Origin of the sequence: Actinoplanes auranticolor (assembly GCF_018332655.1) — a bacterium.
Lineage (GTDB): Bacteria > Actinomycetota > Actinomycetes > Mycobacteriales > Micromonosporaceae > Actinoplanes > Actinoplanes auranticolor.
Genome location: NZ_BOQL01000048.1, coordinates 1 through 26,199 on the forward strand (window position 1 = coordinate 1; position 26,199 = coordinate 26,199).

A 26,199-nucleotide genomic window follows, 5' to 3' on the forward strand; every position below is an offset into this window, starting at 1 on the left:
GCAAGGCAGGACTACTGATCGTGTGCTCACCAGAGCGCAATGAGAGGTAACGGCACACGGAGGTGGATCATGGTGCGGGTGACCCGTCGACTCGCCCTCTGGCAGGCAGATCTCGACGGCGGCGTGTGCGCCGCCCCGGAGGAATGCGTCGAGTTCCTGCGCGACCGCGAGAGCATCCCGCTGGTGCTCGAGCACCGCGAACACGGCGTCACGCCCGCCCGGCAGCTCTTCGAGACCTCGCTGAGCGAGGACGTCGAGTGGCAGTTCGGCGCCATCGTCTGGCCGCCGGACCTGCGCCCCGGCGTGCTGGTCACCGTCTCCTGGCAGTCCGCCAAGGACGAGGTCGTGGTGCGGACCGTCCCCCTGGAAGAGCCGATGCGGGTCGACGGCGTGAACTACTACCACGAGTACGACCCCAGGGTGGTCACCCGCGAGTTCGACGCCGGTGAATCGAACCGCGGGCAGGTGCTGCGCGCGGTGCGCCGGCTGGGCCGGGTGTTCTCCGACGGCAGCGCTGTGCTGGCCGAGGCGGGGCTGGCCGCGCACTGCGGGCTGGGCCGGGGAGCCCGCGGCTCGTTCCTGCTCCGCAACGCCGTCGACCAGCTGATCCGCGAGGGCTACCTGACCCGGGTGCCGGGCAGCGTCGACAAGGCGGGCTATCCGTCCTACCCCGCGGTCGAGGGTCAGAAGCCCGCCGAGATGCTGTTCTACGCGCCGCTGGTGGAGCCGGCGCCGTACCCGGGCGACCCGGACTTCGCCGAGGGCGAGGGTGCCGACCGCCGCGACCACTGGGTCAACGGCTTCGTCCGCAAACTCCCGCCCGGCGCCCAGCCGTCGGAGAAGCAGGTGACGCTGCACGAGAAGGCGGTCGAGAGCGAGCAGGTCCCGGCCAGCCCGCTCGCCCCCGGCTACACCTTCGTGAAGAAGCACCACCGCACCTGAGCACCCGGCGGTCAGCCGGCCCGGCTGCCGATCATGCCGTGCGGGTCGATGACGTACTTGCGGGCCGCGCCCTGGTCGAATTCCTGGTATCCGCGCGGGGCCTCGTCCAGGGGGATCGGGGTGGCGTTGACGTTCTTCGCGATCTGCACCCGGTCGTGCAGGATCGCCATCATCAGGGCGCGGTTGTACTTCATCACCGGGCACTGGCCGGTGACGAACGAGTGCGATTTGGCCCAGCCCAGGCCCAGCCGGATCGACAGTGAGCCGTGTTTGGCCGCGTCGTCGACGCCGCCCGGGTCGCCGGTGACGTAGAGGCCGGGGACGCCGATCGCCCCGCCCGCCCGGGTCAGGTCCATCAGCGAGTTCAGGACCGTCGCCGGCATCTCGGTCTGCGCGTTCTGGCCGTGCCCGCGCGCCTCGAAGCCGACCGCGTCGACGGCCGAGTCGACCAGCGGCTGGCCGATCGCCGGCGCGTCGCGGCCGAGGATCTGCTGCACCTGTTCCACCGGGTCGCCCTGGGACACGTCGACCGTCTCGCAGCCGAAGCTGCGCGCCTGGGCCAGCCGTTCCTCGTTGAGGTCGCCGACGATGACCACGGCCGCGCCCAGCAGGAACGCCGAGGTGGCGGCGGCCAGGCCGACCGGGCCCGCGCCGGCGATGTACACCGTCGAGCCGGTCGTCACGCCCGCGCTGACGCAGCCGTGGTAACCGGTGGGGAAGATATCGGTGAGCATGGCCAGGTCGAGGATCTTCTCCATCGCCTGGTCCCGGTCGGGGAACTTCAGCAGGTTCCAGTCGGCGTACGGCACCATCACGTACTCGGCCTGCCCGCCGACCCAGCCGCCCATGTCGACGTAGCCGTACGCCGAGCCCGGCCGGTCCGGGTTGACGTTGAGGCAGACGCCGGTTGCGCGTTCCTTGCAGTTGCGGCACCGGCCGCAGGAGATGTTGAACGGCACCGAGCAGATGTCGCCCACCTTGATGAACTCCACGTCCGGGCCGGTGTCGACGACCTCGCCGGTGATCTCGTGCCCGAGCACCAGCCCCTGCGGCGCGGTGGTGCGCCCCCGGACCATGTGCTGATCGCTGCCGCAGATGTTGGTGGCGACGGTCTTGAGGATCGCGCCGTGCGGGGTCCGGCGGCCGACGTTGGCCTTGTTGACGCCGGGGCCGTCCTTCATCTCGTACGTCGGGTAGTCGCCCTCACGGACCTCGACCTGGCCGGGACCCTGATAGACAACCGCTCTGTTGCCCGTCATCTCGTTGTGCTCCGTTTCTGCTCGCCCTCGCCTGTGGGCCGGACCTCCCATGTTTCTCGCGTCGCAGGTCAAAAAGAACCATCAATATGTACGAGCCATGCCGATAGTCGCATCAGGCGCATACGCGGCGCTCTTCTCCCGGTACATGGTCGCGTCGGCCGCGGCCAGCAGGGCGTCCGACGTGGGGTGCTCGAGGTCCGCCGCCGAGGCGTGCCCGACGCTGACGCCGATCCGCAGGTCGTGCCCGTCGTAGTGCAGCGGGGCGGTGACGGCGTCGCGGAGGCGCTCGGTGACGGCGGTGGCGTCGTCGACCGCGGCGGAGACCACCACGAACTCGTCGCCGCCCAGCCGGGCCACCGTGTCGGTGTCCCGTACCGTCGCGCGCAGCCGCCGGGCCACCTCGGTGAGCACGAAGTCGCCGGCCGCGTGCCCGTACCGGTCGTTGACGGGCTTGAAGCCGTTGAGATCGAGGAAATGCACCACCGGGCCGTCGCCGGCCCGCTGCCGCAGCGCGGCGGTCAGCCGGACGTGCAGCTCCTGCCGGTTGACCAGCCCGGTGAGCTGGTCGTGGGTGGCCCGGTGAGCCAGCACCGCGCGCACCCGCTCCTGCTCGCGGAGCACCAGGGTGAACCGGATGAGCACGATGACGGTGAGCATGACCATGGCGCTGAGCATGGTGACCCGCTGGATCGCCTGGTCGTCGAGCCGGACGTCGTTGATCACCGGAAGCGCCAGCAGCGAGACGCCCAGGAACACCACCCGGGCCGGGTGCGGGCGCTGGGCGTCGGCCTTGACCGCGCCGGCGGGCTCGTCCGTGTCGCGGTGCCAGAGGGCGGCGGCCAGCAACCCGTTCGCCAGCAGCAGCACGCTGTCGAGCTGGGCGGTGTCGAAGTCCGGGAAGACCGGCGACACCGCCGAGATCGTCACGTCGCCGGCGAAGGTGACGATCAGGGCCGCGATCAGGTACCGGGTCGAGGCAGTGCGCTCGCCGGGGGAGAGCACCACCAGCGCGCCCGCCGCGAACAGCAGCACGTCGCCGAACGGGTAGAAGACGCTGAACAGCACGGCGAGCGACATCGTGTTGCCGGTGACCTCGGGCGCCACCATGAACTGCCAGAACAGGGCGGCCACCACGGTGGCCATGGCGAGCACGTCGAGGGCGGCCTCGCGGAGCCGGCCGGGCGCCCGCACCCGGACCGTCAGCACCAGGCCGGCCGCCAGCAGCGGATAGCCGAGCACCCACAGCACGTCCGGCGGGGACACGTCGCCCAGCTCACCGAGGCGCCAGGCCAGCAACGAGTACAGCAGGTCGCCGCCGAGCCAGGCGGTCAGCGTGCCGGCCATCAGCGCGTGGGCGGTCCGGGCGCGGCCGGTCCGCCCGCGCATGCCCAGCCAGGCCAGCACCACGAAGAAGCCGAAGGCGATCGTGTACGTGACCTGGGCCGTCATCGACCCCGGCAGCAGCACCGTGGGCAGCCCCAGGAGCACGGCGAGTACGGGTACGGCCCCGGCGGGCAGACGCTTCACAGAACGCTGATCGGCCGCGAGCCTCGCGGGAGAAGCACTGGGCCGGGCGGGCCGGGGAGCAGTCCGGTTGCGATCGGGGAATCACCAGCTGTGCAGGGTGCCGTCCTCGAGCCGGTTGACCGGCAGGGAGGCCGGGCGGTACGGGTACCGCGCCGCGAGCTCCTCGTCGATGTCCACGCCCAGACCCGGCTCCTCCGACGGGTGCAGATAACCGTCGGCGAAGCGGTAGGTGTGCGGGAACACCGCGTCCGTCTCGGCGCTGTGCGGCATGTACTCCTGCAGGCCGAAGTTGGGGATGCTGAGGTCGAGGTGCAGCGCCGCGGCCAGGCACACCGGCGACAGATCGGTCGCGCCGTGCGAGCCGCTGCGGACGTGATGGAGATCGGCCAGGTCGAAGATGCGGCGCAGATGGGTGATCCCGCCGGCGTGCACGACGCTGGTACGGATGTAGTCGATGAGCTGTTCGGTGATCAGCTGCCGGCAGTCCCAGATGCTGTTGAAGACCTCACCGACCGCGAGCGGGGTGGTGGTGTGCTGCCGGATCAGCCGGTAACCCTCCGGCAGCTCGGCCGGGACCGGGTCCTCCAGCCAGGTCAGCCCGTACGGCTCCAGCGCCCGGCCCAGCCCGGCCGCCTCGATCGGGGTGAGCCGGTGGTGGGCGTCGTGCAGCAGGCGCAGCTCGGAACCGAACTCGGCGCGGACCCGCTCGAAGACCCCCGGCACGTGCGCCAGGTAGCGGCGGGTCGACCACACCGCCTCGGTGGGCAGTGCGGACCCGGCCGGCTCGTAGGTGCGCGGGTCCGCGGTCACGCCGTACGTGCCGGTGAGGCCGGGCACCCCGGTCTGCACCCGGACCGCCCGGTAGCCCGCGCCGACGAGCCGGGCCACGTCGGTCAGCACGTCGTCGGTGGTCTCCGCGGCGGCGTGGCCGTAGACGGTCACACCGTCGCGGCTGCGCCCGCCGAGCAGCTGGTACACCGGCAGCCCGGCGACCTTGCCCTTGATGTCCCACAGCGCGGTGTCCACGGCGGCGATCGCGCTCATCGTCACCGGCCCGCGCCGCCAGTACGCCCCCTTGTACAGCAGCTGCCAGGTGTCCTCGATCCGCGCGGGGTCCCGGCCCAGCAGCAGCGGCACCACGTGCTCGCCCAGATAGGCGGCGACGGCCTGCTCGCGCCCGTTCAGCGTGGCGTCGCCGACGCCGGTCACGCCGTCGTCGGTGACCAGCTTCAGCGTCACGAAATTGCGGCCGGGCGACGTCACGATCACCCGGGCCCCGGCGATGCGCATCTCAGTCCCCCTCGTCGCGGACCCGGGCGACCAGCTGCGTCGGGTTGACGAAGCGCAGCGCCAGCACGAGCAGCACCAGCATCATCGACGTGTAGATCACCGCCATCGCGTCGATCGACTGCTGGGCCCGGATCCCGGCGGCCGACATCGAGTAGTACAGGGCGACGACCAGCGTCTGTGAGTCCGGTCCGGCGGTCAGGAAGGTCAGCTCGAACATGCCCACCGTCCGCACCAGCACCAGGATCGAGGCGGCCAGGATGCCGGGCACCAGCAGCGGCGCCAGGATCCGGGTGAAGACCTGCCGGGTGCCGGCGCCGCACATCCGCGCCGCCCGTTCCACGGCCGGGTCGATCTGCTCGATGAACGGCGTCATGGTCAGGATCACGAACGGCACCGACGGCACCAGGTTGGCCAGCACGACGCCGGAGAGGTTGCCGGCGAACCCGTACTTGTAGAGCACGGTGGCCAGCGGGATGCCGTAGGTGATCGGCGGCATCAGGATCGGCAGCAGGAACAGCAGGTAGAGCAGCCGGCGCCCGGGGAAGCTGCGGCGGGCCAGCACGTACGCGGCCGGCACCCCGATCAGCACCGAGATGCCGACCACCAGCACCGACACCTCCAGGGTCACGATCAGCACCGGCAGCAGGGTGAACTCGTCCCAGGACTGGGCGTACCACTTCGGGGTCCAGCCCACCGGCAGCCAGGTGTCGAACCACTGGGTGCCGAACGAGCTCACCACCACCGAGCCGATGACCCCGGCCAGGAAGATGAAGAAGGCGAGCACCACGCCCCAGACGAGCCACGCCATCGGGGTGGCCACGACCGGTCGCCGGGCGGCCATCAGCCTTTGCCTCCCGCCGTGGATCCGGTGTAGAGCAGCGCCCGCCAGCCGAGCACCGCGGCGATGACCAGCAGCTCGACCACGCCCATCAGCACGGCGACCGCGGAGGCGAGCGGATAGTCGTAGCGCACGTACGCGGCGTCGTAGGCGGCGATCGACATCACCCGGGTCGTGCCGGACGGGTCACCCACCAGCACCGCCGACGGGAAGACGCTGAACGCCAGCACGAAGGTCAGGCAGAACGTGGTGGCCAGCCCGGGCGCGAGCAGCGGCAGCGTGATCCGCCGGAAACGCTGCCAGCGGCCGGCGCCGAGGGTCGCCGCGGCCCGTTCCAGGGTGGGGTCGATGCCCGACAGGTACGACAGCACCAGCAGGAAGGCGAACGGGAAACCGGTGATCACCAGCGAGAAGAAGACACCCCAGTAGTTGTTGGTGAGCCGCACCGGCGCGTCCGCCAGGCCGGAGCTCAGCAGGGTCCGGTTGAACCAGCCGGTCGGGCCGAGGAAGTTGAGCAGGCCCTGGGCGGTCAGCACCGTGCCGAGCGTGATCGGCACGACCAGCAGGGTGGTCAGCAACCGCTTGCCGCGGAACCGGCCCCGCATCCGGTACGCGATCGGCACCGACGCCAGCACGTTCAGCAGCGCCGCCGGCAGCGACAGCTGCAACGTGGTGAGGATCGTGTCGCGCAGATACGCATCGGTGAAGAACTCCCGGTACGCCCCCAGCGCCCCGCCCTCCGTCGGCTGGAAGGACAGGCCCACGCCGTACAGGAAGGGGTAGATGAAGAGGATGAGCACGAACAGGGCGGCCGGGATCAGCAGCAGCAACTGCCGGTCGATGCCGCGCTCGGCGAGCCGGTGCCGCAGCGCCGGCCGGGCCCCGCCCGTGGCGGCGTTGATCGCGGTCATCGCGCGTCCGCGGGGAAGACCAGCAGCCGGCGCGGCTCCACGGTGACGGTGATCCGGTCGCCGACCGCGGGCCGGTCGACCGCGCGCAGGTTCAGCGGGATACCGCCGTCGGTGCGCGCCTCGACCGCCACCTCGCGGCCCTGGTACTCCACGACCTCGACGGTGGCCGGCACCCCCGTGCTGCCGGCCGGTCCGATCCGCAGATCCTCCGGTCGGATCCCGGCGATCACCTCGCTGCCCGGCGCCGGGTCGCCGACCGGCGTGCCGGTCAGCTCCTGGCCCTCGATCTCCACGGTGATGCCCGCTCCCTGCCGCGCGCCGGCCCGCACCGGCAGCAGGTTGCGGTAGCCCATGAAGTCGGCGACGTGCCAGTTGGCCGGCTCGGTGTGCAGCTCCTCCGGCGTGCCGATCTGCTGGACCCGGCCCGCGCGCAGCACCACCAGGCGGTCGGCCAGCGACAGCGCCTCCTCCTGGTCGTGGGTGACGTAGACCGTGGTCAGCCCGAGCGACTGGTGCAGCCGGCGGATCTCCGTACGCATCTCCAGCCGCAGCTTCGCGTCCAGATTGGACAGCGGCTCGTCCATCAGCACCAGGGACGGCTCCAGCACGACCGCGCGGGCGATCGCCACCCGCTGCTGCTGACCGCCGGAGAGCTGACCGGGCAGCTTGCCGGCGTGCTCCTCGAGGTGCACCAGCCGCAGCGCCTCGTCCACCCGGCGGCGGATCTCGGCCCGCGGTACCCGCCGCATCTGCAGGCCGAAGGCGATGTTCTTGCGGACCGGCAGGTGCGGGAAGAGCGCGTAGTTCTGGAACACCATGCCGAAGCCGCGCCGCTCCGGCGGCAGCACGTCCAGGCGGGTCTCGTCCTGCCAGATGCTGCCGCGGGTCAGCGGCAGCAGCCCGGCGAGGCAGTTCAGGGCCGTCGACTTGCCGCAGCCGGACGGGCCGAGCAGCGCGATGAACTCACCCCGCCGGATGGTCAGGTCGAGGTCGGCCAGCGCCGCCTGCCCGCCGAAGCTGCGGCTGACCCCGTCCAGGCGCAACGTCTCGAAGTGGCCCGGACGCGTCGCCGGCGTGCTCGCCCGGCTCGTCGCCGCGGCCGTCATGATGCCTCGCTCACTTGGCCACCTTCGCGCCGCCGATCTCGCGGTCCCACCGATCGAAGGCGGCGACCAGTTGCTTGGAACCCAGGGGCACCTCGAGCGGGGCACCGGCGATCAGGCCGGCGTACTCCGGGCGCCCGAACTCCTCGATCGCGGCCCGGCTGTCCGCCGGTGCCATCGCCAGGTCGACGTCCTTGATCGCCGGGCCCGGGTAGAAGTAGCCCTTGTCGTACGCCTTGGCCTGCTGCTCCTTGGTGAGCATGTGGGCGAGCAGCAACAGGATGGCCGACTGCTTGTCGGTCGAGACGCCCTTGGGGACGACGGCGTAGTGCGCGTCGGTCACCCAGTGGAAGCCCTCCAGAGTGCCGATCGCCGCTTCCTTGGGCACGGTGCCCAGCACCCGCGGGTTGATGTCCCACCCGGTCGTCGACACGATGATCTTCGCCGAGCCGTTGGCCAGATTCTTCATCGTCTCGCCCGTGCTCGACGGGTAGAGCGTCACGTACTTGTTCAGCTCGGCCAGGTAGGCCCAGGTCTTGTCCCAGCCGCCGGTCGGGTCCTTGGGATCGGAGTCGCCGAGCAGATAGGGCAGGCCCATCAGGAAGGTACGGCCGGGACCGGAGTTCGACGGCCGGGCGTACTGGACCGCGCCCGGGTTGGCCTTGGCGTAGGCCAGCAGCTCCTGGGCCGACTTCGGCGGGTCGGGCACCTTGGCGGGCAGGTACTCGATCAGCGGGCCGGACGGGTAGTAGGTGACGGTCACCCCGGAATCCCCGGCCAGCTGCTGCATGGCCGCGGCCCCGGGCAGATACTGCTGTACGCCGGGCAGCCGGTCCCGGTACTTGGTCAGCAGCGGATTCCACAGGCCCTGCTCGATGCCGGCGGAGAGCCCGTCCACACCGGTCAGCACCAGGTCGATGTCGACCCGGTCGGCGTTCTGCTGGGCCTTGACCTTGCCGACCAGCTCCGGTGCCGGCGACTTGGAGTACGTCACCTTGCTCACCACGCCGGAGTTCTTGCTGACGAAGTCGTCGATCATGCCCTGGGTGAGCTGGAGGTTGCCGGCCACGTCCAGGACGTTGAGGGTCACCGCCTTGCCCGGCTTGGCCGGCACCTCCCCGTCGGTGTCCTGGGCGGAGCCGCCGGTATCGGGGGCGCTGCACGCGGTCAGCAGCAGCAGGGCCGCGGTCGCGGCGGTGACAGCGCGTCTACGAGCGAGTGGTGGCATCGGAAGCCTTCCTCGAGGAGATGAGTCTCAAGCGCTCGGTGCGGGGCCGGTGGAGCCCCGGACCATCAGTTGCGTACCGAGCTCGCGGCGGGTGCTGCCGAACCTGTCCGGGTCCTGCAACAGGCCGAGCAGCAGGTCGACGCCGGCCCGGCCGCAGCTCTTCATGGGCAGGCCGACGGTGGTCAGCGAGGGGTGCACCATCGCGGACAGCGCGATGTCGTCGAAGCCGAGCACGCTGATCGCGGCGGGCACCGCGATCCCGCGGACGTTCAGGCGGCTGAGCAGGCCCAGCGCGATGACGTCGTTGTAGGCGATGACGGCCGTGACCCCGGCCGCGAGCACCTGGTCGGCGGCGGCCACCCCGCCGTCGAACTGCGGCTGGACGGGACCGACCTCGATCAGCTCGGCCCCGGCCGCGGCGATGGCCAGGCGCAGCCCGCGCACCCGTTCCCGGTTGGACCAGGACGCGCGCGGCCCGGCGACGTACGCGATCCGCCGGTGCCCCAGGGCGGTCAGGTGGGTGACGGCCTGCCGCATGCCGTCGACGTTGTCGAAGGTGATCGCCGGGAGGCGGCCGACCCGGCGGTTGAGCAGGACCACCGGGGTAAGTGCGGCCACACCCCGCAGCTCCTGCTCGCTCATCCGCGGTGAGCACAGCACGATCCCGTCCACCTGTTTGGCGAGCGTGCGGACCAGCTGGGCCTCCGCCGCCGGGTCCTCGTCGGTGTCGGCCAGGAAGACGGCGTAGTCGGCCTCGCGGGCCCGGGCCTGGATGCCCTTCACGACGCCCGGGAAGAACGGGTTGCCCAGGTCCGGCACGATGAGCCCGAGGTTGCCGGTGCGGCCGGTGATGAGGCCGCGGGCGGCCCGGTTGGGCGAATAGTCCAGCTCGGCGGCCGACCGCTGGACGCGTTCGCGGGTTTCGGCGCGCACCAGCTCCGGTGTCGAGAGGGCACGGCAGACGGTGGACGGCGACACCCCGGCCGCCCGGGCCACGTCCTTGATCGTCACCGCCATCGGTTGCCTCCGCATCGTCCGGGGACTGGAGTGCTGCGGAGAGTGTGAAATCCTTTGCGGAGGGTTGTCAATAGATGATCGTCGAATGACCGTGAGGTTTCCGGACGCGACTGAAATCGTTTGTGGCACGTTCCCGGCCGCCGCCCGCCGGCGGTAAGCCGTCCCCTCCGGCGATGGCAATCCGGCGGCTCATTGGCTAGGGTCACTTCGATGGGTGGCCGCGACCCATCCGCACTTCGGGGGAAGGTGTCGTGAGGCTTTCAGCTCTGTCGGGCGTGCTGTGCGCAGCCGCTCTGGTCACTGCGTCGCTGTCCCTGCCCGGTGCCGCCACGGCGGCCATCCCGTCGACGTCGTGCGCCCCCGGTGGCGTCACCGCGGCCGACCGGTCCGTCGCGCAGCGCCTGCGGCCGGCGATGACCGGGCAGCGCCTCGGCTCGGCCCTGACCGGATACAACGTCTCCTGCGCCCGGGCCATCGTGCGGCACGTCATCGGCCGCGGCCTGCCCGCCCGGGCGGCGGTGATCGCGGTGACCACGGCCATCACCGAGAGCACCCTGCACAATTACACCCTCGCCGTCGACCACGACAGCCTCGGCCTTTTCCAGCAGCGCCCGTCGATGGGCTGGGGCAGCCCCGAGCAGCTGCTCGACCCGGGCTTCGCCACCGGCGCCTTCCTCGACAAGATGCTGCGCAGCTATCCCGCCAGCAGCTGGATGGCCGGTGACATCGGCCGGATCAGCCAGCGGGTGCAGGTCTCGCGCTACCCCGCGGCGTACGGGCCGGAGGCCAACGACGCACGGCTGCTCGTCGGTCAGCTCTGGACCAGCTCGACCGGCACGAGTGCCACCGCCACGACCACCCCCACCACCACCGGAACGCCGAAGAAGTCGACCAAGAAGAAGCCGGCCGGACCGTTCAGCAAGTCCCTGCTGCAGACCGTGCCCGGGCTGCCCGGCACGTTCGACGACCGGCACCGGCTGCTGCTGTCCGACTGGAACGGCGACGGGCATTCCGACCTGGTGGTGCTGCAGCAGTCCGGCACGACCAGCGGCGCGACCGAGGTGCGCATCGTGAGCGGCGCCAGCAAGTTCCAACACCTGCTGCTGCACACGGCCATCCCGCTGGGCCCGACCGACGTCCGGCACGAGTTCGCCATGGCGGACTGGAACTTCGACGGCCGCCCGGACCTGGTGGTGACGCAGAAGTCCGGCACGGCGAGCGGCCGTACCGAGGTCCGGGTGCTCGACGGCGCCTCGTTCCTGCGGCGTTACCTGCAGGAGACCGCCACCGTGCTCGGCCCGAGCGACGCCTGCTACGCGTTCGCGGTGGCGGACTGGAACGCCGACGGCCGGGTGGACGTGGCCGTGATCCAGAAGTGCGGCACGAAGAGCGGCCGTACGGAGGTCCGCGTGCTCGACGGCGCCTCGGACCTCCAGCGTTACCTGCAGGACAGCCCCACGCCGCTGGGCCCGACCGACGCCCGGCACACCTTCACCGTCGCGGACTTCAACGGCGACCTCAACCTCGACCTGGTGGTGACGCAGAAGTCCGGGGCCAAGAGTGACCGGACGGTGCTGCAGGTCCTGGACGGTGCCGCGCAATACCGGAACCTCCTCGGCAAGCCGATCAACACGCGCGTCTCCACGGACGACCGGCACAGCCTGTCGGTGCTGGACTGGAACAGGGACGGCCGGCTCGACCTGGTCGTGGTGCAGAAGTACGGCGCCGCGACCGGCCGCACCGAGGCGAAGATCCTCGCGGGCTGACGGGCGACGGGCCGGCCACCCGGCCGGACCCGTCACCAGCGTCGGTGCCCGCGCTACAGCCGGTCGACCGCGAATTCGGCGGCCTCGTCGGCGTCATCGGTGTAGCTCAGGTGGGCCAGCACACTCGCGCCCCGCGGATCGCAGACCACGTCCCGGTTCGCGCAGATGTCCAGGGTCCGGTCCGCGTATACACCGGTGATGCCCCGGCCCAGCTTGCGCAACGGGTAGCCGAACACCATGACCGCCGCTACGCGGGGCTGGACCGCCGCGGGAATGGTGGCGACGACCGGCCCGCCGACGCTCGCTCCGGCCGAGCTGACCCCGAGCGAGTTGCCCACCACGTTGGCCCCCTGGGAGTAGCCGACCAGCACGAACCGCTGGTCCGGGCAGTCCTGCGCCTGGCTGGACACGTGGCTGACCAGGGCCCGGTTGCCGGCGGTCGGTGACGTCGGGCTGACGCTCGCCGGGTAGTCGACCGCGTGGCTGGTCAGCGTCGTGCCGGACACCCGGCGCTGGATCGCCGCGAACACCGGGTCGCCGACGATGAGCCCCAGCCGGCCGGGCTCACTCGTGCCGCGGGCGACGACCACGTCGACGTCCGCGCACTCCGCGGCGGCCGCCGCGGGACCGGCCGCGATCACCGCACCGCCGGTGGCGAGCAGCGCGGCAGCGAGCAGGACGCTGACGCGCCCCCGGCCGCCGGGAAGGGAAAAGCGCATGTGGATCACCTCTGCTTCTGGTGAGGGCTGGTGGAGGCCCGAAGCTAACGAGGCGCCCGGCCCCGCTGATACTCATCGACCTGCTGATATCGGCGTGGAAAGTTGTCATCGCGGTGCGCATCCACGGGCTGCCGGCGGCGTCCGGGCAGCGGTGTTACCCGGGGGTAGCCACTGCGCGGGAAATAGGCGAACATCGCTCTATGCGGGTGATGCGCGACGCGACGATCATCACCGGGCCGGCCGGCAGCACCGAGGCGGCGACCGTCGCCCTGCTGCACGCGGACGTGCTGGGATCGGCGGCCGAGATGGTCCGCGAGATCCAGGAGCAGGTGCCCGAGTACGCGCCGTCCGGCCGGCACGACGCCCGGGCCCTGCGGCGCGGCGTCGACCTGGCGCTGCGCCGGTACGTCGAGATGCTCGACCAGCACGTGGGCCGCGGTGCGCCCGGCGGTGACTGGCGCGAGATCTACCGTGCGGTGGGCGCTAGGGAGATGCGGGCGGGTCGCAGCCTGGAGTCGCTGCACGCGGCCGTGCGGATCTGCGCACGGGTGGCCAGCCGGCGGCTACGGGCCTTCGCCGGACGCCAAGCGCTGCCGCCGACCGTCGTGGCGTGGCTGGCCGAGGCCATCTTCGACAACATCGACGAGGTGGCCCGGGCGTCGGCCGAGGGATACGCGCAGGCGCAGGAGGTCCAGGCCGGTGAGCTGGACCGCCGCCGGCGCCGCCTGGTCGAGGTGCTCCTCGCCGACCCGCCGCCCTCGCAGCGGGCGCTGACGGCCGCGGCCGCGGCGGCTCACTGGCATCTGCCGCGCCGCCTCGCCGTCGTGGTCGTCGCCGCCCCCGGGCCGCTGAGCCAGCCACCGCTGCTGGCGCCGGAGATCCTGTCCACGTTCGACGACGTCGAACCGTGCCTGATCGTGCCCGACCCGGAGGGCCGGGCCCAGGTCCGGGCCCTGATCAACGGCCTGGCCCGGCACCACGCGGCGGTGGGACTGGCGGTCGAGCCGATGGACGCCGGCAAGTCGCTGCGCTGGGCCCGGCTGGCCCTGGAGCTGGCAGCCAAGGGACGCATCCCCCGCCGGCGGGTCGTCTGGTGCGCCGACCACCTGGCCACGCTGGCCGTTTTCCAGGACGAGGCCCTGCTCACCGCGCTGGCCGAGCGCCGTCTGGCCCCGCTCGACGGGCTGCGCGAGGACAAGCGCCGGCTGCTCGCGCAGACCTTGCTGGCCTGGCTGAGCTGCAACCAGAACGCCAACGAGGTGGCCACTCACCTGCACGTCCATCCGCAGACGGTGCGTCACCGCCTGCGCCGGCTGACCGACCTCTTCGGCGAGGAGATCCGCGACCCGCGGCTGCGCTTCGAGCTGGAGCTCGCCCTGCGCGCGTTCACCACGTGACGAGCTCGTGCAGCGCGTCGCTGGTGGCGGCGTCGGCGGGCAGGAACGCCTCCAGCCGGAGCTCGGCGATGGTGACGTCGGTGGCGGTGCCGAAGTGGGTGAGCGTGGTGATCAGCCGCAGCTCGCGTTCCGCCGGGCCGCCGACGCGCAGGCGCAGCGGCACGGCGAAGCCGAGGTGGTCCGGTGTGGACGGGCGCGGGGGAGCGAGACCGGTGAGCTCGGCCGCCAGTCGCCGGAGCTGCTCGGTCGGATTGCGCAGGCTTTCCGCGTGCACCCGGTCGACGACGTGCCAGGCCCACTGGTCGAGGTTGACGATGCGCGGCGCGAGGCCGAGCGGATGCAGCAGCACCCGGGGAACGCTCACCGGCGGCTCGAGCAGCCGCGCATCCACGCCGCGGGTGATCACCTCGAACCCCGCGTTGGCCGAGACCAGGTCGCCGTGGCGGTCGACGACCACGGCCGGGTACGGCAGGTGCCCGTGCAGGATGCGGTCCAGCGCCGTCCGGACCGGGGCGAGCAGCGGATCCTCCAGATCACTCTGTGGATAGGCGGGCGCGAAGCCGGCGGTCAGCAACAGCTCGTTGCGCTCGCGGATCGGCACGTCCAGGGACTCCGCCAGCCGGATGATCATCGAGCGGCCGGGCGTCGACCGGCCGCTCTCGATGAAGCTGACGTGCCGCTGCGTGGTGCCCGCGCGCACCGCCAGCTCGAGCTGACTCACGCGCCGGCGCCGCCGCCACTCGCGCAGGGCCCCGGCAGTCGATGGGCTGATCACCGTTCCTGTGTACCGGTCGCGGTGGGGATCGGCGATTCCTCGCGGGGAATTGCCCGGGTCTCCGGCGGCGCACCAGAGTCGTGCTCGCACACCATCATCGCCACCGAGGAGCAGCCATGGCCGGGCCGGACCTGATGACATTGACCAACAGCTACGTCGCCGTCTGGAACGAGCCCGACGCCGGGCGCCGTGCTGCCGCCGTACGCGCGTTGTGGTCCGACGACGCAGTGCACGTGCTGCAACCGCCGCAGGAGATCCGGCAGGCCGCCGCCGGGCTCGGGTTCGACCGGCTGGTGCTGGAGGCCCGGGGCCACGAGGCGCTGGAGCTGCGGGTGACGCGCGCCTACGAGGAGTTCGTCGCGCCGGGCACGTTCGCCTTCCGCGCCCGCGGTGACGCGGACCGGCTGCACGATCTCGTGAAGTTCCGCTGGGAGATGGTGCCTTCCGGGGCCGTGGGCGGCGTGGCCGCGGTCGGGCTGGAGATCCTGCTGCTCGGCGCGGACGGCCGCATCGTCAGCGACTTCCAGTTCATCGAGGGCTGACGAGGGCCGCCGTCACCACAGGCCGGTGATCTTGGCGAGCCCGCCGCCGGCCACCGCGGCGGCGCACGCGACCAGCAGCGTGGTGCACAGCCGGTCGGTGAGCCGCTTGTTCGAGGCGGTGGGCTGGTCCAGCAGCGCCACCACGACACCCCAGGCGGCGGCCAGGGCCCCGACCACCAGGCCGACTGATGTACTCACCACCCCAGCCTGCCCTGACCGCGCGGAGCCCGGCCCAATAGCCGATGACATGACGGTAAACAGCGGACCCCGTCGATCAGCCGCGGACGCCGGCCAGGGCCAGCCGGTGCTCGACACGGTCGGCGACCGCCCGCAGGTGGGGCAGCCGTACGTGGTCCACCCGCGCGTTCCACGAGGCCGGACCGTGCCGCCGCAGCATCTCGTCGTGACGCCGGCCGGTGGTCACCCGCGTGCCGTCCGGGCCCACGGTCTGATCGGCGTAGGTCAGTGCGTCCGAGATCATCCCGCCGCCGTCCGGGTAGGCGGCGAGCGCCTCGGCGAGCCCGCGGGCGGCGGCGACGAACCGGGCCCCCGAGTGCTGCGCCACCAGCCCGACGATCCGGGCCGGCCAGGCCAGCTGTTCGAGGTGCCGGGCCCCGTCGAGGGGGTGGAAGCCGGTCACCACGGTGCGCTCGGCGTAGCCGATGTCGTGCAGCCAGGCCGCCGCGACCAGCACGTCCCGGTCGACCTCCAGGGGCGCGGCGAGCTCGGCGGCCCGCGCGGCGACTCCCGCCGTGTGCCGCCAGCGGTTGCCCAGCGGGGCCAGCAACTCGTACGCCAGCTCCTCGGCGGTGTCCGGAAGCGTCGACAGTCCTACACGCATGGCTAGATGCTAGGGACCTGGACATGAACACCAGTTGTCCAGAACAAGACCTCCTGCTGAATCCGGCCACGGCGACGACTTACCAAGGGCCTCACCGGTCACTAATATGAGCTCCTCTCACTTCTGAGGAGTCGTGGCCATGGATGCGTTGCCCAGCTTCCCGTCGAGCTTCGTGTGGGGCGTCTCCACCGCGGCCTATCAGATCGAAGGCGCCGTCACCGAGGACGGGCGAGGCGCGTCGATCTGGGACACCTTCGCCCACACGCCCGGCCGGGTCCGCGACGGTGACACCGGCGACGTCGCGTGCGACCACTACCACCGGTGGCCCGAAGACGTGGCGCTGCTCAGCGAGCTCGGCGTGGACGCGTACCGGTTCTCGATCGCCTGGCCGCGCATCCAGCCGGCCGGCGCCGGGCCGGTCAACCCGAAGGGCCTGGATTTCTACGACCGCCTGGTCGACGAGCTGGTGGCCCGGGGCATCGCCGCGGTGCCCACGCTGTTCCACTGGGATCTGCCGCAGGCCCTGGAGGACGCCGGCGGCTGGCTGAACCGCGAGACCAGCTACCGCTTCGCCGAGTACGCCGCCGTGGTCGCCGACCGGCTCGGCGACCGGGTCAGCCGCTGGATCACGCTCAACGAGCCGATCGTGCACATGGCCCAGGGCTACGCCTTCGGCACCCACGCTCCCGGGCGCGAGCTGATGTTCGACGCGCTGCCGGTGGCGCATCACCAGTTGCTCGGGCACGGTCTGGCCGTACGCGCGCTGCGGGCGAGCGGTGCGGCCGAGGTGATGATCACCAACAACTGCACGCCGGTGGTGCCGGCCAGCGATGCGGAGGCGGATCTGGCCGCTGCGGCGGTGTACGACGGCTTCCACAACCGGCTGTTCCTCGATCCGGTGCTGCTGGGCGAAAGTCCGCTGCTGGACGGTGCTCCATGCGTCCGGGACGGCGACCGGGAGATCATCGCGACCCCGCTCGACGCGCTGGGCATCAACTACTACAACCCGACCCGGGTCGCCGCCGCGCCGGACGGATCGCCGCTGCCGTTCGAGATGCTCCCGATCGAGGGGGTCCCGACCACCGCGTTCGGCTGGCCGGTCGTCCCGGGCGGTCTGCGCGATCTGCTGGTCGGGCTGCGCGACCGGTACGCCGGCGCGCTACCGCCGATCCACATCACCGAGAGCGGCTGTTCCACCGTGGACGAGGTCAGCCCCGCCGGGCGGATCCACGACACCGCCCGCGTCGAGTACCTCGACGGGCATCTGCGGGCCCTGCACCAGGCCATGGCCGAGGGAGTCGACGTGCGCGGCTACTTCGTCTGGTCGCTGCTGGACAACTTCGAGTGGGCCGAGGGCTACCAGCAGCGGTTCGGGCTGGTCCGCGTCGACTACGACACTCAGCGCCGTACCCCGAAGGACTCTTTCGCCTGGCTGCGCGCCGCCCTGCGGGACCAGAGATGACCGCGCCCGCCGCGGCGGTGGAACCGGCGCGGGTGGGCGCCCACTGGATCGGCCTGCTGTCGCTGGCCAATCTCGGGCTGTGGATGGGCTACTTCGGTCCCCTCCAGGTGCTGCTGCCCAATCAGGCGCAGGACCTGGCCGGGATCGACAAGACCACCGCGCTGGGCATCATCACCGGCGCCGGTGCGCTGGTCGCCGTCCTGGTCGGACCGATCGCCGGCGCGCTGTCGGATGCGACGACGGCCCGGACCGGGCGGCGGCACACCTGGATCGCCTCCGGCGCCCTGCTCGGCTGTGTGGGGCTGGCCCTGCTCTCCGGGCAGCGCACCCTGATCGGGCTCACGCTGTGCTGGTGCGTCGCGCAGGCCGGCCTGAACACGCTGCAGGCCGGGCTCACCGCGATCGTCCCGGACCGGACGCCGGTGCGGCAACGCGGCCTGGTCTCGGGCTGGGTGGGCCTGACCCAGTCGATCGGGGTGGTCATCGGCGTCCTGCTGGTCACGCTGGTCGTCAGCGGCACGATCAGCGGTTATCTGCTGATCGGCGGCCTGGTCGTGCTCACCGCCCTGCCGTTCGTGCTGGCTACGCCCGATCCCGCGGTCGCGGCCGAAGCCGCTCCGCGCGTCACCCTGCGCGGGCTGGCGGCCGTGTTCCGCTTCAGCCCCCGGGCCCACCCCGACTTCGCCTGGGCCTGGGCCACCCGGTTCCTGGTGCAGCTCGGCAACGCCATGGCCACGCTGTACCTGCTCTACTTCCTGCGCGACCGGGTGCAGCACAGCAGCCCGGAGGACGGGCTGCTGCTGCTCATCCTCGTCTACACCGGCACCACGGTGCTGACCGTGGTGGCCGGCGGCATCGTCTCGGACCGGACCGGGCGGCGCAAACCCTCGGTGATCCTGTCCGGCTACGTCATGGCGGCCGCGGCGGCGCTGCTCGCCCTCTGGCCGACCTGGACCGGCGCCCTGATCGCCGCCGCGGTGCTGGGCCTCGGTTTCGGCGTGTACCTCTCCGTCGACCAGGCGCTGATCACCCAGGTGCTGCCGACGGCCGAGGACCGGGCCCGGGACCTCGGCATCATAAACATCGCCAGCTCGGCGCCGCAGGTCCTGGGCCCGGCCCTCGCCTTCCCGATCGTGGCCTACCTCGGCGGCTACCCGGTCCTCTATCTCGTGGTAGCCGCCGTGACCGTGCTCGGCTCGGTGCTGGTCACCCGGATCCGCTCGGTCGACTAACCGGCGGCTGTCGCCTGCTCCCACATCCGGGTGTAGGCCTCGGCCCCGCTCATCAGCTGCTGCCGCAGCAGGGGTCCGTCGCTGCCGGCCTGGCCGATGAGGTCGGTGGTCCAGTCCGCGTAGAGGCCGTACTGGGCCACGCCGTCGGTGTTGAGGTCGAAGGTGCGCGTGCCGTAGACCTGCTTGCTCACCGTGGTGCCGTTGGGCGCGGTGAACGGGTAGGCCAGCGGGTCGCTCCCGCGGGGCGGCGCCTGTGGAGCCAGGCCGTTGACGTCGCTGCCGAACCCGTAGCCGGTGATCGAACCACCGTGCGGCAGGGCCCGGTGGGTGCGCCACTCGGCGAGGAAGCCGGGCTCGCCGTTGCCGGGCTCGTGGGCCGCGAAGGCGTAGGAGGCGACGAATCCGCCGCGGGCGATGATGCGGTCGACCAGCGCCGGATCCGACCAGGTGTGCACCGACGCCACGCCGGGATAGCGGGCCGCGTCGGCCAGATCGAGCACGGCCTGCGCGGTCTTCACCCCCATGTGGTCGACGTGGATGATCATGCCGCGACTGATCATCCGCTGGATCAGGTACGTGCCCAGCGCGGTCAGCCCACGGGTGTTGCAGATCTTGCCGCTCGGGTAGACCGGCAGGATCGCCCCCGCGGGCAGTCCGAGCGGGCCCAGCTTGAGCAGCTCGGCGAAGTCGTCGCTGACCAGGGGCTGCTCGTTGTCGGACGGGCCGGTGCAGCTGGTCGCCGTCCACCAGTGACCGGTGGAGAGCAGGTTCGCGACGTTGAGCGCCGCCCCGGTGACCCCGGAGTCGAAGCGGGTGCCGCCGAACGCGTTGTCGAACTTGTGCACCGGATACAGCCCGGAGACGCCGAGCGCCTGCAGCTCGTCCAGGCCGGCGTCGATGTCGGCCCGGGTGCACTGGGGCACGTCCTTGATCTCACGGCAGCCGAAGACCTCGGAGTTCTCCACGCCGACGAGCACGGCCAGCTTGCCCTGGGCCGCGATGGCGCGTACCTGGGCCGGCGTGGTGGCGATGCGGAACCAGCCCTTGCCCTTGCCGCCGTGCTGAGCGTCGATGTAGTCCTGCATGGACGACAGGTACGCCGACTGCACGCGCAACTGGTCCATCTCGTCGCACGACGTGTCGCGGTACGGGAACAGCTCGCAGATCACCCGGTTGGCGACCAGCAGCGCGTTCAGCACCCGCTGACCGGAGCGCCACGACCGCTCGATGCTGCGGTAGTACGACTGCTCGTGCAGCAGCGAGTTGTGCTGCGGCCAGTCCCCGAAGGTGGGCCACCCGTCCTCGGCGGAGTTCACCGGATCGGTGCCGCCGATGATGCCCTCGAACAGCGCGCCCACGTTGAGGCTCGCGTGTGAGGAGCAACCGGCGAGCGCGTCCCGTACGCCGCCGGGGGCCCACGCCTCGCCGCAGTGCAGCCGCCCGCCGAACGCGGCGCCGGCGGTGATGTGGGCGTGGGCGTCGATGGTGCCGACGAGCTTGCCGCTGCTGTCCACGCCGGGCCCGGCAGTGCCGGCGACGCCCGGATCGATGTCGGGCGGGGTGTAGCAGCCCGAGGCCGTGGTCAGCGCCACCGTGTGGGACGTGCCGCCCGCGCCGAGACTCCACAGGAACGAGCCCATGATCTGGCCGGTGGCGGTGTTGGTGAAGCGGTACCTGTCGCCGCTCACGGTCACCGTGTAGTCGGCCCGCTCGCCGTAGGCGTCGCCGGCCAGGATGAAGCCGGCCACGCTCTGGTAGGCCGGGGCGCCGGTGGCATCGAACAGCTGGTAGCGGGAGAGCTGGGTGGCCTCCAGGCGGAACGGCGTGGCCGCCGCGGCGGAGCTGGTGAAACCGTAGCCGCCCGAGCTGCGCACGACGTAGCCGAGCGCGCGGGAGCCGTCATGGACCTGGAGCGCGGCGCACGTGCCGTCGAGGGCGTCGGCGGCCACGGTGACCGGCGCGGCGGTCGCCGGGGAGGCGGAGGAGACCGACAGGGCCGCTGCCGGCAACAGAACGGCGAGGGCGAGGGCGACGGAGCGACTCGTACGCCGTGCGCGGAGGGGTCGGCGGTGGAGTGGGGACAAAGGCATGGGGGCACCCGCTTGACTCACGCTGGACCTGGCCCAGCAGCGCGAACGTCAGCAAAGACTGTGCTCGGCGTCGATGTCTGTCAAGGTGACTGCGAGAAACATTCACTTTGTCCGATGACGCTGGACCGGCTCCCCGCGCCGGCGTCGGTCAGGAGGCGGTGACGCGGTAGATGGCCCCGGCGAAGTCGTCGCTCACGTACAGGGCGCGGTCCGGGCCCTGCACGGCCATGACCGGCCGGCCCCAGCGCGAGCCGTTCTCCTGCTGGAACCCGGTCAGCAGGGTCTGCTGCGGGCCCAGAGTGCCGTCGCGCCAGGCGAAGAACGACACCTCCGGCGGCCGGGGCGGGTTGCGGTTCCACGAGCCGTGGATGCCCACCAGCGCTCCCGGCCCGTACTCCCCGGCCAGGCCCGGCGAGGTGGCGAAGCTCAGGCCCAGCGGCGCCGAGTGGGCGCCCATGCCCTGCTCGACCGGGGGCAGGGCGGCGCAGTCGAGCTTCGTGCCGCCGGGGTTGTTCGCGACGTCCCGGACGAACGGGCGGCGGGTGTAGCTCAGCGGCGAGTCCTTGTCGCCCGGCTGCAGGTCGGGGTCCGGGTTGCAGTACGGCCAGCCGAGATCACGTCCCTGCGTCAGCCGGGCCAGCGGCTCGAACGGATGGTCGTTCACGTACCCCTGCAGGACCCGGCCCTCGTCGGGGTCGCCGTCCCCGTCGTAGTCACGGTCGTACGGGTACTCGGTGTTGTCCCGGTTGTTGACCGCCGTCCACACCGCGCCGCCGGGATCGACCGCCAGCCCGGTGCCGTTGCGCACGCCGCGCGCGAAGACCGTGGGCGTGCCGCCGCCCGCCGGCGCCCGCAGCACGGAGGCCCGCTCCGGGGTCGCGTCCCGGTCCTCGGCCGACACGTTGCCGGTCGAGCCCACCGAGACGTAGAGCGCACCGTCCCGGCCGACCGCCACGCTCTTGAGCGCGTGTGCGTACGCTCCGCCCAGCTCGGGGCTCTTCGCATCGGGCAGTCCGTCGATCACCACCCGCTTGCCCGACACCGCGCCGGCGGCGTAGGTGAAGGCGTTCACCTTGTCGCTCTCGGCCACGTAGAGCGTGCTGCCCGCGAAGGCCAGCCCGTGCGGCTGGTTCAACCCGCTGACCAGGGTGCGCTGCACCGGCGCGGCATCACCCGGGCTGGGGACGAGCTCGACGACGTCGCCGGACTTGGGCCGCGAGACCAGCAGCCGGCCGTCCGGCGTCCAGGCCAGCAGGCGGGCACTCGGCACCCGGGCCCAGACGGTGACCGTCCAGCCGGGTGGGGCCTGCACCGACCGGTTCTGATCGAACGGCGCGGCGCCGGTGCCGGCGAGCGGGCGTACGGTCGTGGCGACCAGAGCCGGCACGTCCGCGGAGGCCGGGGCCGACGACGGCTGTACGGGGGCGCGCGAAGCGCTGTCGGCGGGCGCAGCCGCCGGCTGGTCGGAGGAGCACGCGGCCAGGACGAGCGTCAGGCCACCGGCGACTACCACACGCACGACCGTCTTCATGGTGCATCTCTACCCACTCCGGGCGCCGACCACCAACTCCGCGCTCAGTCGGAGTGGCCCACGATGTTGAGGACGTTGCCGTCCGGGTCCCGGACGAAGAACCGGCGCACACCCCACGGCTCCGTGGTCAGCGGGTGCACGATCTCGTAGCCGAGCCGCTGCGCCTCCTCGTAGGCCCCGTCGACGTCATCGGTCTGCACGGAGATGACCGAGTCCTCGGGTGCGGTGGCGTCGCCGGTCACCAGCTGGACGTTCGCCCCGCCGCCGGGTGAGCTGTAGCGGGCCACCCAGCCCAGGTTGAACTCCTCGGTGCTCAGCCCGAGGAAGCCGGTGTAGAACTCCTTGGCGGCCTCGATGTCGGCCACGCGAAGGTTGGTCATGATGCGTCTGGCGCGCATGTGCCCCTCCTGCCTGCGCCGGCCTTGAGCGAGGCGGCGGTCTCGACCGCACGCAGGGCCTGGTGCCGGGCTGCCTGCAAGGCTATGTCACCGGGTGGGCCGTCGCCCGCCACGTGCGAGGTGCCGTAGGGATTGCCCGACCGGAACTGGACCGGGTCGGTGTAGCCGGGCGGCACGATGATGCCGCCCCAGTGGTAGAACACGTTGCCCAGCGCCAGCAGGGTGGACTCCTGCCCGCCGTGGGCGGTGTTGGAGGCGGTGAAGGCCGAGTAGACCTTGCCGGCCAGCCCGCCCTGCGCCCACAGCGGTCCGGTGCCGTCGATGAAGGTCTTGAGCTGGGCGGCCACGTTGCCGAAGCGGGTCGGCGTGCCGAACAGCACGACGTCGGCCCAGGCCAGATCGTCCAGGCCGGCCTCGGCGATGCCGGCGCTGTCCCGCAGGTGCCGGCCCCAGGCGGGGTTCGCGTCGATCGCCTGCTGCGGGGCCGACTCGGCGATCCGGCGCAGCCGTACCTGCGCGCCGGCCTTTTCCGCGCCTTCGGCGGCGGCCTGCGCGAGGGCGTGCACGGTGCCGGTGGCGCTGTAGTAGACGATGGCGGCGTTCACGGGTTCCATAGGGTTCCCTCCAGGTCGGGCGGGCTTGCGGTGCAGCGGTACGACGACACAGCGCGGCAGGATGTGAGGTGGCGCGCGGACCTGACAAAGCGGTGTGATGTCTCGTCGGACCGGTGCGGACGCGACGAGCGAGGGGGCCGGCGGGACCATGAGCAGCCTGGGCACGGTCATGAGCGAACGGCGGCAGCTGGTCAATCTCGCGTACCGGCTGCTCGGCTCGCTGGCCGACGCGGAGGACGTGGTGCAGGAGACCTACGCCCGCTGGTACGCCCAGTCAGCCGCGCAGCAGGAGGCCATCGAGTCGCCGGGCGCCTGGCTGACCAGGGTGGCCGGGCGCATCTGCCTCGATCAGCTCCGCTCGGCGCGCTCGCGGCGGGAACGCTACGTCGGCGAATGGATTCCGGAGCCGTTGCCCGGCCGTACGGAATGGCTCAGCGCGCGGCCCGGCGCCGCGACCGCCGACCCGGGCGACCGGGTCACTCTCGACGAGTCGATCAGCATGGCCTTCCTCGTCGTGCTGGAGGCGATGACCCCGGCCGAACGCGTCGCGTTCATCCTGCACGACGTCTTCCGCTACTCCTTCGCCGAAGTGGCCGAGATCGTCGGCCGGACCCCGGCGGCCTGCCGCCAGCTGGCCTCGTCGGCCCGCCGGCGGCTGCCGGCCTCGCCCGCGCCGGCGACCCCGACCGCTCAGCAGGCCGGCATCGTCCGCGCCTTCAAACGGGCGTGGGAGACCGCGGACATCGACGCCCTGATCGGCCTGCTCGCCCCCGACGCCACCGCGATCGGCGACGGCGGGGGACACGTCCGCGCCGCACTGCAGCCGGTCGAAGGGGCCGAGCAGGTCGCGCGCTTCTTCGCCGCCCGGGCCGGCGCGATGCCCGGCATGACGGTGCTGGAGCGTACGGTCAACGGCCGGCCCGGCCTGGTGGTGCGGCTGGACGGCGCGGTCGTGTCGGTGATGGCCTTCGACGTCGCGAGCGAGCGGATCAGGCACATCTGGGCCGTCCTCAACCCCGACAAGCTCCGGCCCTGGACGGCGGACTGATGTGCTCCCCGTCCGGTCCCGCCGGCCGTATCCTCACCGGATGACGCAGCCACAGACGCACACCCTCGCCGCGCCGGGCGCCGACCTGGTCTACGACGTCCGCGGCCCGCTGCCACCGGCCGGCGGACGCCCCGCGTTGCTCATGATCGGCCAGCCGATGTCGGCGGAGGGCTTCACCGCCCTGGCCGGCCACTTCACGGACCGTACGGTCGTCACCTACGACCCGCGGGGCCTGGGCCGCAGTGCCCGCACGGACGGCCGCTCGGACCACACTCCCCAGCAGCAGGCGGCCGACCTGCACCTGCTGATCGAGTCGCTCGGCGCGGGCCCGGTCGACGTGTTCGCCAGCAGCGGCGGCGCGGTCACCGCGCTGGAACTGGTCACCGCCCACCCCGGCGACGTCGTGACCCTGGTGGCCCACGAGCCGCCGATCAACGCGGTGCTGCCCGACGCCGCGGCCGCCGAGCGCGCCCGGGCCGGCTTCCACGAGGCGTACCAGGCGAAGGGCACCGGCGCCGGCATGGCCGCGTTCATCACGATGACCTCCTGGCAGGGCGAGTTCACCGACGCCTACTTCGAGCAGCCCGCACCGGACCCGGCGATGTTCGGCATGTCCACCGACGACGACGGCAACCGCGACGACCCGCTGCTGTCGAAGAACTCGTGGGCGATCAGCGACTACCGCCCGGTCGCGGCCGCGCTGACCGCCGCCCCGACCCGGATCGTGATCGCGGTCGGTGAGGAGTCGGCGGGAACGTACACCGCGCGTGCGGCCCTGGGGGTCGCGGCGCTGCTCGGCCAGGAGGCGACGGTCTTCCCGAGCCACCACGGCGGCTTCCTGGGCGGCGAGTTCGGCTACGCGGGCAAGCCCGAGGAGTTCGCGGCGAAGCTGCGCGAGGTGCTCGACGCCAGCTGACCCGTTCAGCCCAGCGCGGCGACCAGCCGTTCACCGGCGGGCCAGGGACCGTAGCCGCTCGCCGTCTCGACATGGCCGGCGTCACCGGCATCGACCAGCTCGGCCCCCCAGTCCGCCTATGCACCCGGCGCTGTGCGCGATCAGCACGGCGGGTTCGTCATCGGCGGTGATGGCCTGGCGCAGCGCGGCCACCCGGTCCTCCAGGACGAACGGCGGGCCCGGCGGGCGGGGCGCCCACTGGTAATCGGGGTGGGCGTCCGCCCAGCGGACCATCCAGTGCTCCGGGCGGGGGGATGCCACGCCCGGGGACGAGCAGGTGTCGGGCCATCGGCCGATGGGAGAAGCGAGACCGCCGCCGGCGATCACCCGCAGACCGCCTGATGGAGGAATTCGTCGACCGCGCGGTCCAGGAGACTCCGGATCAGCCGTACATCGGCGGGGCGGATTCGGGCTCGACGGTCAGGCCGGTTGCGGTGGCGTTGACGCGTACGTAGGGCGTCTGCTCGGGCGTGATCGCGGCCTCGGCGGAGAGGTTCCGCACGGTTATCCGCAGGTTCGACGGCTCGCCGTCGGGGAGCGTCAGGTCGACCACCTTCGCCAGGCCGACCTGGTAGCGGGTCGTCACCTCGTGCTCCTCGTGCGCGGCGCCGCCCGCGCTCATCGTGACTTCGTCGTGGTCGAAGCCGGACTCAAGAAAGACTCGGACGCTGGCCATCGACGGACTCCTCATTCGACAATCGTCATTGTGATCGT

27 protein-coding genes are annotated in these 26,199 nt (G+C 72.0%); 8 read left to right on the forward strand and 19 right to left on the reverse strand.

Annotation, left to right across the window (positions count from 1 at the left end):
* Positions 1-69: 69 nt before the first annotated feature.
* Positions 70-942, forward strand: coding sequence for a hypothetical protein (locus Aau02nite_RS28730; RefSeq protein ID WP_212991724.1), 873 nt, complete (start codon positions 70-72; stop codon positions 940-942).
* An 11-nt stretch (positions 943-953) separates the two neighbouring features.
* Here Aau02nite_RS28730 and fdhA read toward each other — a convergent pair whose 3' ends face one another.
* The 8 genes from fdhA to Aau02nite_RS28770 form a co-directional block, all read right to left on the reverse strand.
* The gene (gene fdhA / locus Aau02nite_RS28735) at positions 954-2,201 is read right to left on the reverse strand and encodes a formaldehyde dehydrogenase, glutathione-independent (RefSeq protein WP_212991725.1); all 1,248 of its coding nucleotides are present in this window, start codon (positions 2,199-2,201) and stop codon (positions 954-956) included.
* Positions 2,202-2,282: 81 nt separating this feature from the next.
* The gene (locus tag Aau02nite_RS28740) at positions 2,283-3,728 is read right to left on the reverse strand and encodes a GGDEF domain-containing protein (protein WP_212991726.1); all 1,446 of its coding nucleotides are present in this window, start codon (positions 3,726-3,728) and stop codon (positions 2,283-2,285) included.
* 81 nt (positions 3,729-3,809) lie between these two features.
* Positions 3,810-5,018 carry a D-mannonate dehydratase ManD gene (gene manD, locus Aau02nite_RS28745; RefSeq protein WP_212991727.1) on the reverse strand — a complete coding sequence of 403 codons (1,209 nt, stop codon included), beginning with the start codon at positions 5,016-5,018 and terminating at the stop codon, positions 3,810-3,812.
* A gap of 1 nt (position 5,019) precedes the next feature.
* Positions 5,020-5,859, reverse strand: a complete 840-nt coding sequence (locus Aau02nite_RS28750; RefSeq protein WP_212991728.1) for an ABC transporter permease — start codon at positions 5,857-5,859, stop codon at positions 5,020-5,022.
* Complete coding sequence (locus Aau02nite_RS28755) at positions 5,859-6,767, reverse strand: ABC transporter permease (protein WP_212991729.1); 909 nt, start codon at positions 6,765-6,767, stop codon at positions 5,859-5,861. Before Aau02nite_RS28755 ends, Aau02nite_RS28750 begins: the two co-directional genes overlap by 1 nt.
* Positions 6,764-7,873, reverse strand: a complete 1,110-nt coding sequence (locus Aau02nite_RS28760; RefSeq protein WP_212991730.1) for an ABC transporter ATP-binding protein — start codon at positions 7,871-7,873, stop codon at positions 6,764-6,766. Before Aau02nite_RS28760 ends, Aau02nite_RS28755 begins: the two co-directional genes overlap by 4 nt.
* 10 nt (positions 7,874-7,883) lie before the next feature.
* Positions 7,884-9,098 carry an extracellular solute-binding protein gene (locus tag Aau02nite_RS28765; protein WP_212991731.1) on the reverse strand — a complete coding sequence of 405 codons (1,215 nt, stop codon included), beginning with the start codon at positions 9,096-9,098 and terminating at the stop codon, positions 7,884-7,886.
* Between the two features lie 27 nt (positions 9,099-9,125).
* The gene (locus Aau02nite_RS28770) at positions 9,126-10,115 is read right to left on the reverse strand and encodes a LacI family DNA-binding transcriptional regulator (protein ID WP_212991732.1); all 990 of its coding nucleotides are present in this window, start codon (positions 10,113-10,115) and stop codon (positions 9,126-9,128) included.
* A 251-nt stretch (positions 10,116-10,366) separates the two neighbouring features.
* Between Aau02nite_RS28770 and Aau02nite_RS28775 the strand changes: the two genes are divergently transcribed.
* Positions 10,367-11,881, forward strand: coding sequence for an FG-GAP repeat domain-containing protein (locus Aau02nite_RS28775; RefSeq protein WP_246595518.1), 1,515 nt, complete (start codon positions 10,367-10,369; stop codon positions 11,879-11,881).
* 53 nt (positions 11,882-11,934) lie between these two features.
* Here Aau02nite_RS28775 and Aau02nite_RS28780 read toward each other — a convergent pair whose 3' ends face one another.
* Positions 11,935-12,600, reverse strand: a complete 666-nt coding sequence (locus tag Aau02nite_RS28780; protein ID WP_212991733.1) for a cutinase family protein — start codon at positions 12,598-12,600, stop codon at positions 11,935-11,937.
* A 200-nt stretch (positions 12,601-12,800) separates the two neighbouring features.
* Here Aau02nite_RS28780 and Aau02nite_RS47500 point away from each other — a divergent pair, with 200 nt between their 5' ends.
* Entirely contained in the window at positions 12,801-13,997 is a 1,197-nt protein-coding gene (locus tag Aau02nite_RS47500) for a PucR family transcriptional regulator (protein WP_212991734.1), read from the forward strand.
* Here Aau02nite_RS47500 and Aau02nite_RS28790 read toward each other — a convergent pair.
* Positions 13,987-14,772: a helix-turn-helix transcriptional regulator gene (locus tag Aau02nite_RS28790; protein WP_246595519.1), complete on the reverse strand. Its 786-nt coding sequence runs from the start codon at positions 14,770-14,772 to the stop codon at positions 13,987-13,989. The genes Aau02nite_RS47500 and Aau02nite_RS28790 overlap by 11 nt on opposite strands.
* Before the next feature lie 116 nt (positions 14,773-14,888).
* On the opposite strand from Aau02nite_RS28790, the gene Aau02nite_RS28795 reads away from it, so the two are divergent.
* On the forward strand, positions 14,889-15,314 hold the full coding sequence (locus Aau02nite_RS28795) for a hypothetical protein (RefSeq protein WP_212991736.1): 426 nt from the start codon (positions 14,889-14,891) through the stop codon (positions 15,312-15,314).
* Positions 15,315-15,326: 12 nt separating this feature from the next.
* Here Aau02nite_RS28795 and Aau02nite_RS28800 read toward each other — a convergent pair whose 3' ends face one another.
* Both Aau02nite_RS28800 and Aau02nite_RS28805 read right to left on the reverse strand, forming a co-directional pair.
* On the reverse strand, positions 15,327-15,512 hold the full coding sequence (locus tag Aau02nite_RS28800) for a hypothetical protein (protein ID WP_212991737.1): 186 nt from the start codon (positions 15,510-15,512) through the stop codon (positions 15,327-15,329).
* A gap of 76 nt (positions 15,513-15,588) precedes the next feature.
* A complete protein-coding gene (locus tag Aau02nite_RS28805; protein ID WP_212991738.1) occupies positions 15,589-16,155 on the reverse strand; it encodes an HDIG domain-containing metalloprotein in 567 nt (188 codons plus the stop codon).
* 139 nt (positions 16,156-16,294) lie between these two features.
* Here Aau02nite_RS28805 and Aau02nite_RS28810 point away from each other — a divergent pair, with 139 nt between their 5' ends.
* Both Aau02nite_RS28810 and Aau02nite_RS28815 read left to right on the forward strand, forming a co-directional pair.
* Positions 16,295-17,617, forward strand: a complete 1,323-nt coding sequence (locus tag Aau02nite_RS28810; RefSeq protein WP_212991739.1) for a GH1 family beta-glucosidase — start codon at positions 16,295-16,297, stop codon at positions 17,615-17,617.
* Positions 17,614-18,849: an MFS transporter gene (locus tag Aau02nite_RS28815; protein WP_212991740.1), complete on the forward strand. Its 1,236-nt coding sequence runs from the start codon at positions 17,614-17,616 to the stop codon at positions 18,847-18,849. Before Aau02nite_RS28810 ends, Aau02nite_RS28815 begins: the two co-directional genes overlap by 4 nt.
* Here Aau02nite_RS28815 and Aau02nite_RS28820 read toward each other — a convergent pair.
* The 4 genes from Aau02nite_RS28820 to wrbA form a co-directional block, all read right to left on the reverse strand.
* Positions 18,846-20,939 carry an amidohydrolase family protein gene (locus Aau02nite_RS28820; protein ID WP_246595520.1) on the reverse strand — a complete coding sequence of 698 codons (2,094 nt, stop codon included), beginning with the start codon at positions 20,937-20,939 and terminating at the stop codon, positions 18,846-18,848. The genes Aau02nite_RS28815 and Aau02nite_RS28820 overlap by 4 nt on opposite strands.
* A gap of 148 nt (positions 20,940-21,087) precedes the next feature.
* On the reverse strand, positions 21,088-22,458 hold the full coding sequence (locus tag Aau02nite_RS28825) for a PQQ-dependent sugar dehydrogenase (protein WP_246595521.1): 1,371 nt from the start codon (positions 22,456-22,458) through the stop codon (positions 21,088-21,090).
* A 56-nt stretch (positions 22,459-22,514) separates the two neighbouring features.
* A complete protein-coding gene (locus Aau02nite_RS28830; protein ID WP_212991742.1) occupies positions 22,515-22,868 on the reverse strand; it encodes a VOC family protein in 354 nt (117 codons plus the stop codon).
* On the reverse strand, positions 22,847-23,482 hold the full coding sequence (gene wrbA, locus Aau02nite_RS28835; protein ID WP_212991743.1) for an NAD(P)H:quinone oxidoreductase: 636 nt from the start codon (positions 23,480-23,482) through the stop codon (positions 22,847-22,849). The genes Aau02nite_RS28830 and wrbA overlap by 22 nt, the downstream gene beginning before the upstream one ends.
* Positions 23,483-23,579: 97 nt before the next feature.
* Here wrbA and sigJ point away from each other — a divergent pair, with 97 nt between their 5' ends.
* Positions 23,580-24,530 carry an RNA polymerase sigma factor SigJ gene (gene sigJ, locus Aau02nite_RS28840; RefSeq protein ID WP_246595522.1) on the forward strand — a complete coding sequence of 317 codons (951 nt, stop codon included), beginning with the start codon at positions 23,580-23,582 and terminating at the stop codon, positions 24,528-24,530.
* 40 nt (positions 24,531-24,570) lie between these two features.
* The gene (locus tag Aau02nite_RS28845; protein WP_212991744.1) at positions 24,571-25,446 is read left to right on the forward strand and encodes an alpha/beta fold hydrolase; all 876 of its coding nucleotides are present in this window, start codon (positions 24,571-24,573) and stop codon (positions 25,444-25,446) included.
* Between the two features lie 5 nt (positions 25,447-25,451).
* Here Aau02nite_RS28845 and Aau02nite_RS47900 read toward each other — a convergent pair whose 3' ends face one another.
* From Aau02nite_RS47900 to Aau02nite_RS28860, 3 genes are read right to left on the reverse strand one after another with little or no spacing between them, the layout of a single operon-like run.
* The gene (locus Aau02nite_RS47900) at positions 25,452-25,544 is read right to left on the reverse strand and encodes an alpha/beta hydrolase (RefSeq protein ID WP_212991800.1); all 93 of its coding nucleotides are present in this window, start codon (positions 25,542-25,544) and stop codon (positions 25,452-25,454) included.
* Complete coding sequence (locus tag Aau02nite_RS28855) at positions 25,528-25,812, reverse strand: alpha/beta hydrolase (protein ID WP_307857962.1); 285 nt, start codon at positions 25,810-25,812, stop codon at positions 25,528-25,530. The genes Aau02nite_RS47900 and Aau02nite_RS28855 overlap by 17 nt, the downstream gene beginning before the upstream one ends.
* Positions 25,813-25,867: 55 nt before the next feature.
* Positions 25,868-26,161 (reverse strand): hypothetical protein, encoded by a 294-nt coding sequence (locus tag Aau02nite_RS28860; RefSeq protein ID WP_212991746.1) that lies wholly within the window; start codon positions 26,159-26,161, stop codon positions 25,868-25,870.
* Positions 26,162-26,199: the final 38 nt, after the last annotated feature.

Coding starts and splice junctions, on each gene's coding strand:
- Aau02nite_RS28730 (WP_212991724.1), top strand. CDS start 70: ATGGTGCGGGTGACCCGTCGACTCGCCCTCTGGCAGGCAGATCTCGAC.
- fdhA (WP_212991725.1), bottom strand. CDS start 2,201: ATGACGGGCAACAGAGCGGTTGTCTATCAGGGTCCCGGCCAGGTCGAG.
- manD (WP_212991727.1), bottom strand. CDS start 5,018: ATGCGCATCGCCGGGGCCCGGGTGATCGTGACGTCGCCCGGCCGCAAT.
- Aau02nite_RS28750 (WP_212991728.1), bottom strand. CDS start 5,859: ATGGCCGCCCGGCGACCGGTCGTGGCCACCCCGATGGCGTGGCTCGTC.
- Aau02nite_RS28755 (WP_212991729.1), bottom strand. CDS start 6,767: ATGACCGCGATCAACGCCGCCACGGGCGGGGCCCGGCCGGCGCTGCGG.
- Aau02nite_RS28760 (WP_212991730.1), bottom strand. CDS start 7,873: ATGACGGCCGCGGCGACGAGCCGGGCGAGCACGCCGGCGACGCGTCCG.
- Aau02nite_RS28765 (WP_212991731.1), bottom strand. CDS start 9,098: ATGCCACCACTCGCTCGTAGACGCGCTGTCACCGCCGCGACCGCGGCC.
- Aau02nite_RS28770 (WP_212991732.1), bottom strand. CDS start 10,115: ATGGCGGTGACGATCAAGGACGTGGCCCGGGCGGCCGGGGTGTCGCCG.
- Aau02nite_RS28780 (WP_212991733.1), bottom strand. CDS start 12,600: ATGCGCTTTTCCCTTCCCGGCGGCCGGGGGCGCGTCAGCGTCCTGCTC.
- Aau02nite_RS47500 (WP_212991734.1), top strand. CDS start 12,801: ATGCGGGTGATGCGCGACGCGACGATCATCACCGGGCCGGCCGGCAGC.
- Aau02nite_RS28795 (WP_212991736.1), top strand. CDS start 14,889: ATGGCCGGGCCGGACCTGATGACATTGACCAACAGCTACGTCGCCGTC.
- Aau02nite_RS28805 (WP_212991738.1), bottom strand. CDS start 16,155: ATGCGTGTAGGACTGTCGACGCTTCCGGACACCGCCGAGGAGCTGGCG.
- Aau02nite_RS28810 (WP_212991739.1), top strand. CDS start 16,295: ATGGATGCGTTGCCCAGCTTCCCGTCGAGCTTCGTGTGGGGCGTCTCC.
- Aau02nite_RS28815 (WP_212991740.1), top strand. CDS start 17,614: ATGACCGCGCCCGCCGCGGCGGTGGAACCGGCGCGGGTGGGCGCCCAC.
- Aau02nite_RS28820 (WP_246595520.1), bottom strand. CDS start 20,939: ATGCCTTTGTCCCCACTCCACCGCCGACCCCTCCGCGCACGGCGTACG.
- Aau02nite_RS28830 (WP_212991742.1), bottom strand. CDS start 22,868: ATGCGCGCCAGACGCATCATGACCAACCTTCGCGTGGCCGACATCGAG.
- wrbA (WP_212991743.1), bottom strand. CDS start 23,482: ATGGAACCCGTGAACGCCGCCATCGTCTACTACAGCGCCACCGGCACC.
- sigJ (WP_246595522.1), top strand. CDS start 23,580: ATGTCTCGTCGGACCGGTGCGGACGCGACGAGCGAGGGGGCCGGCGGG.
- Aau02nite_RS28845 (WP_212991744.1), top strand. CDS start 24,571: ATGACGCAGCCACAGACGCACACCCTCGCCGCGCCGGGCGCCGACCTG.
- Aau02nite_RS28860 (WP_212991746.1), bottom strand. CDS start 26,161: ATGGCCAGCGTCCGAGTCTTTCTTGAGTCCGGCTTCGACCACGACGAA.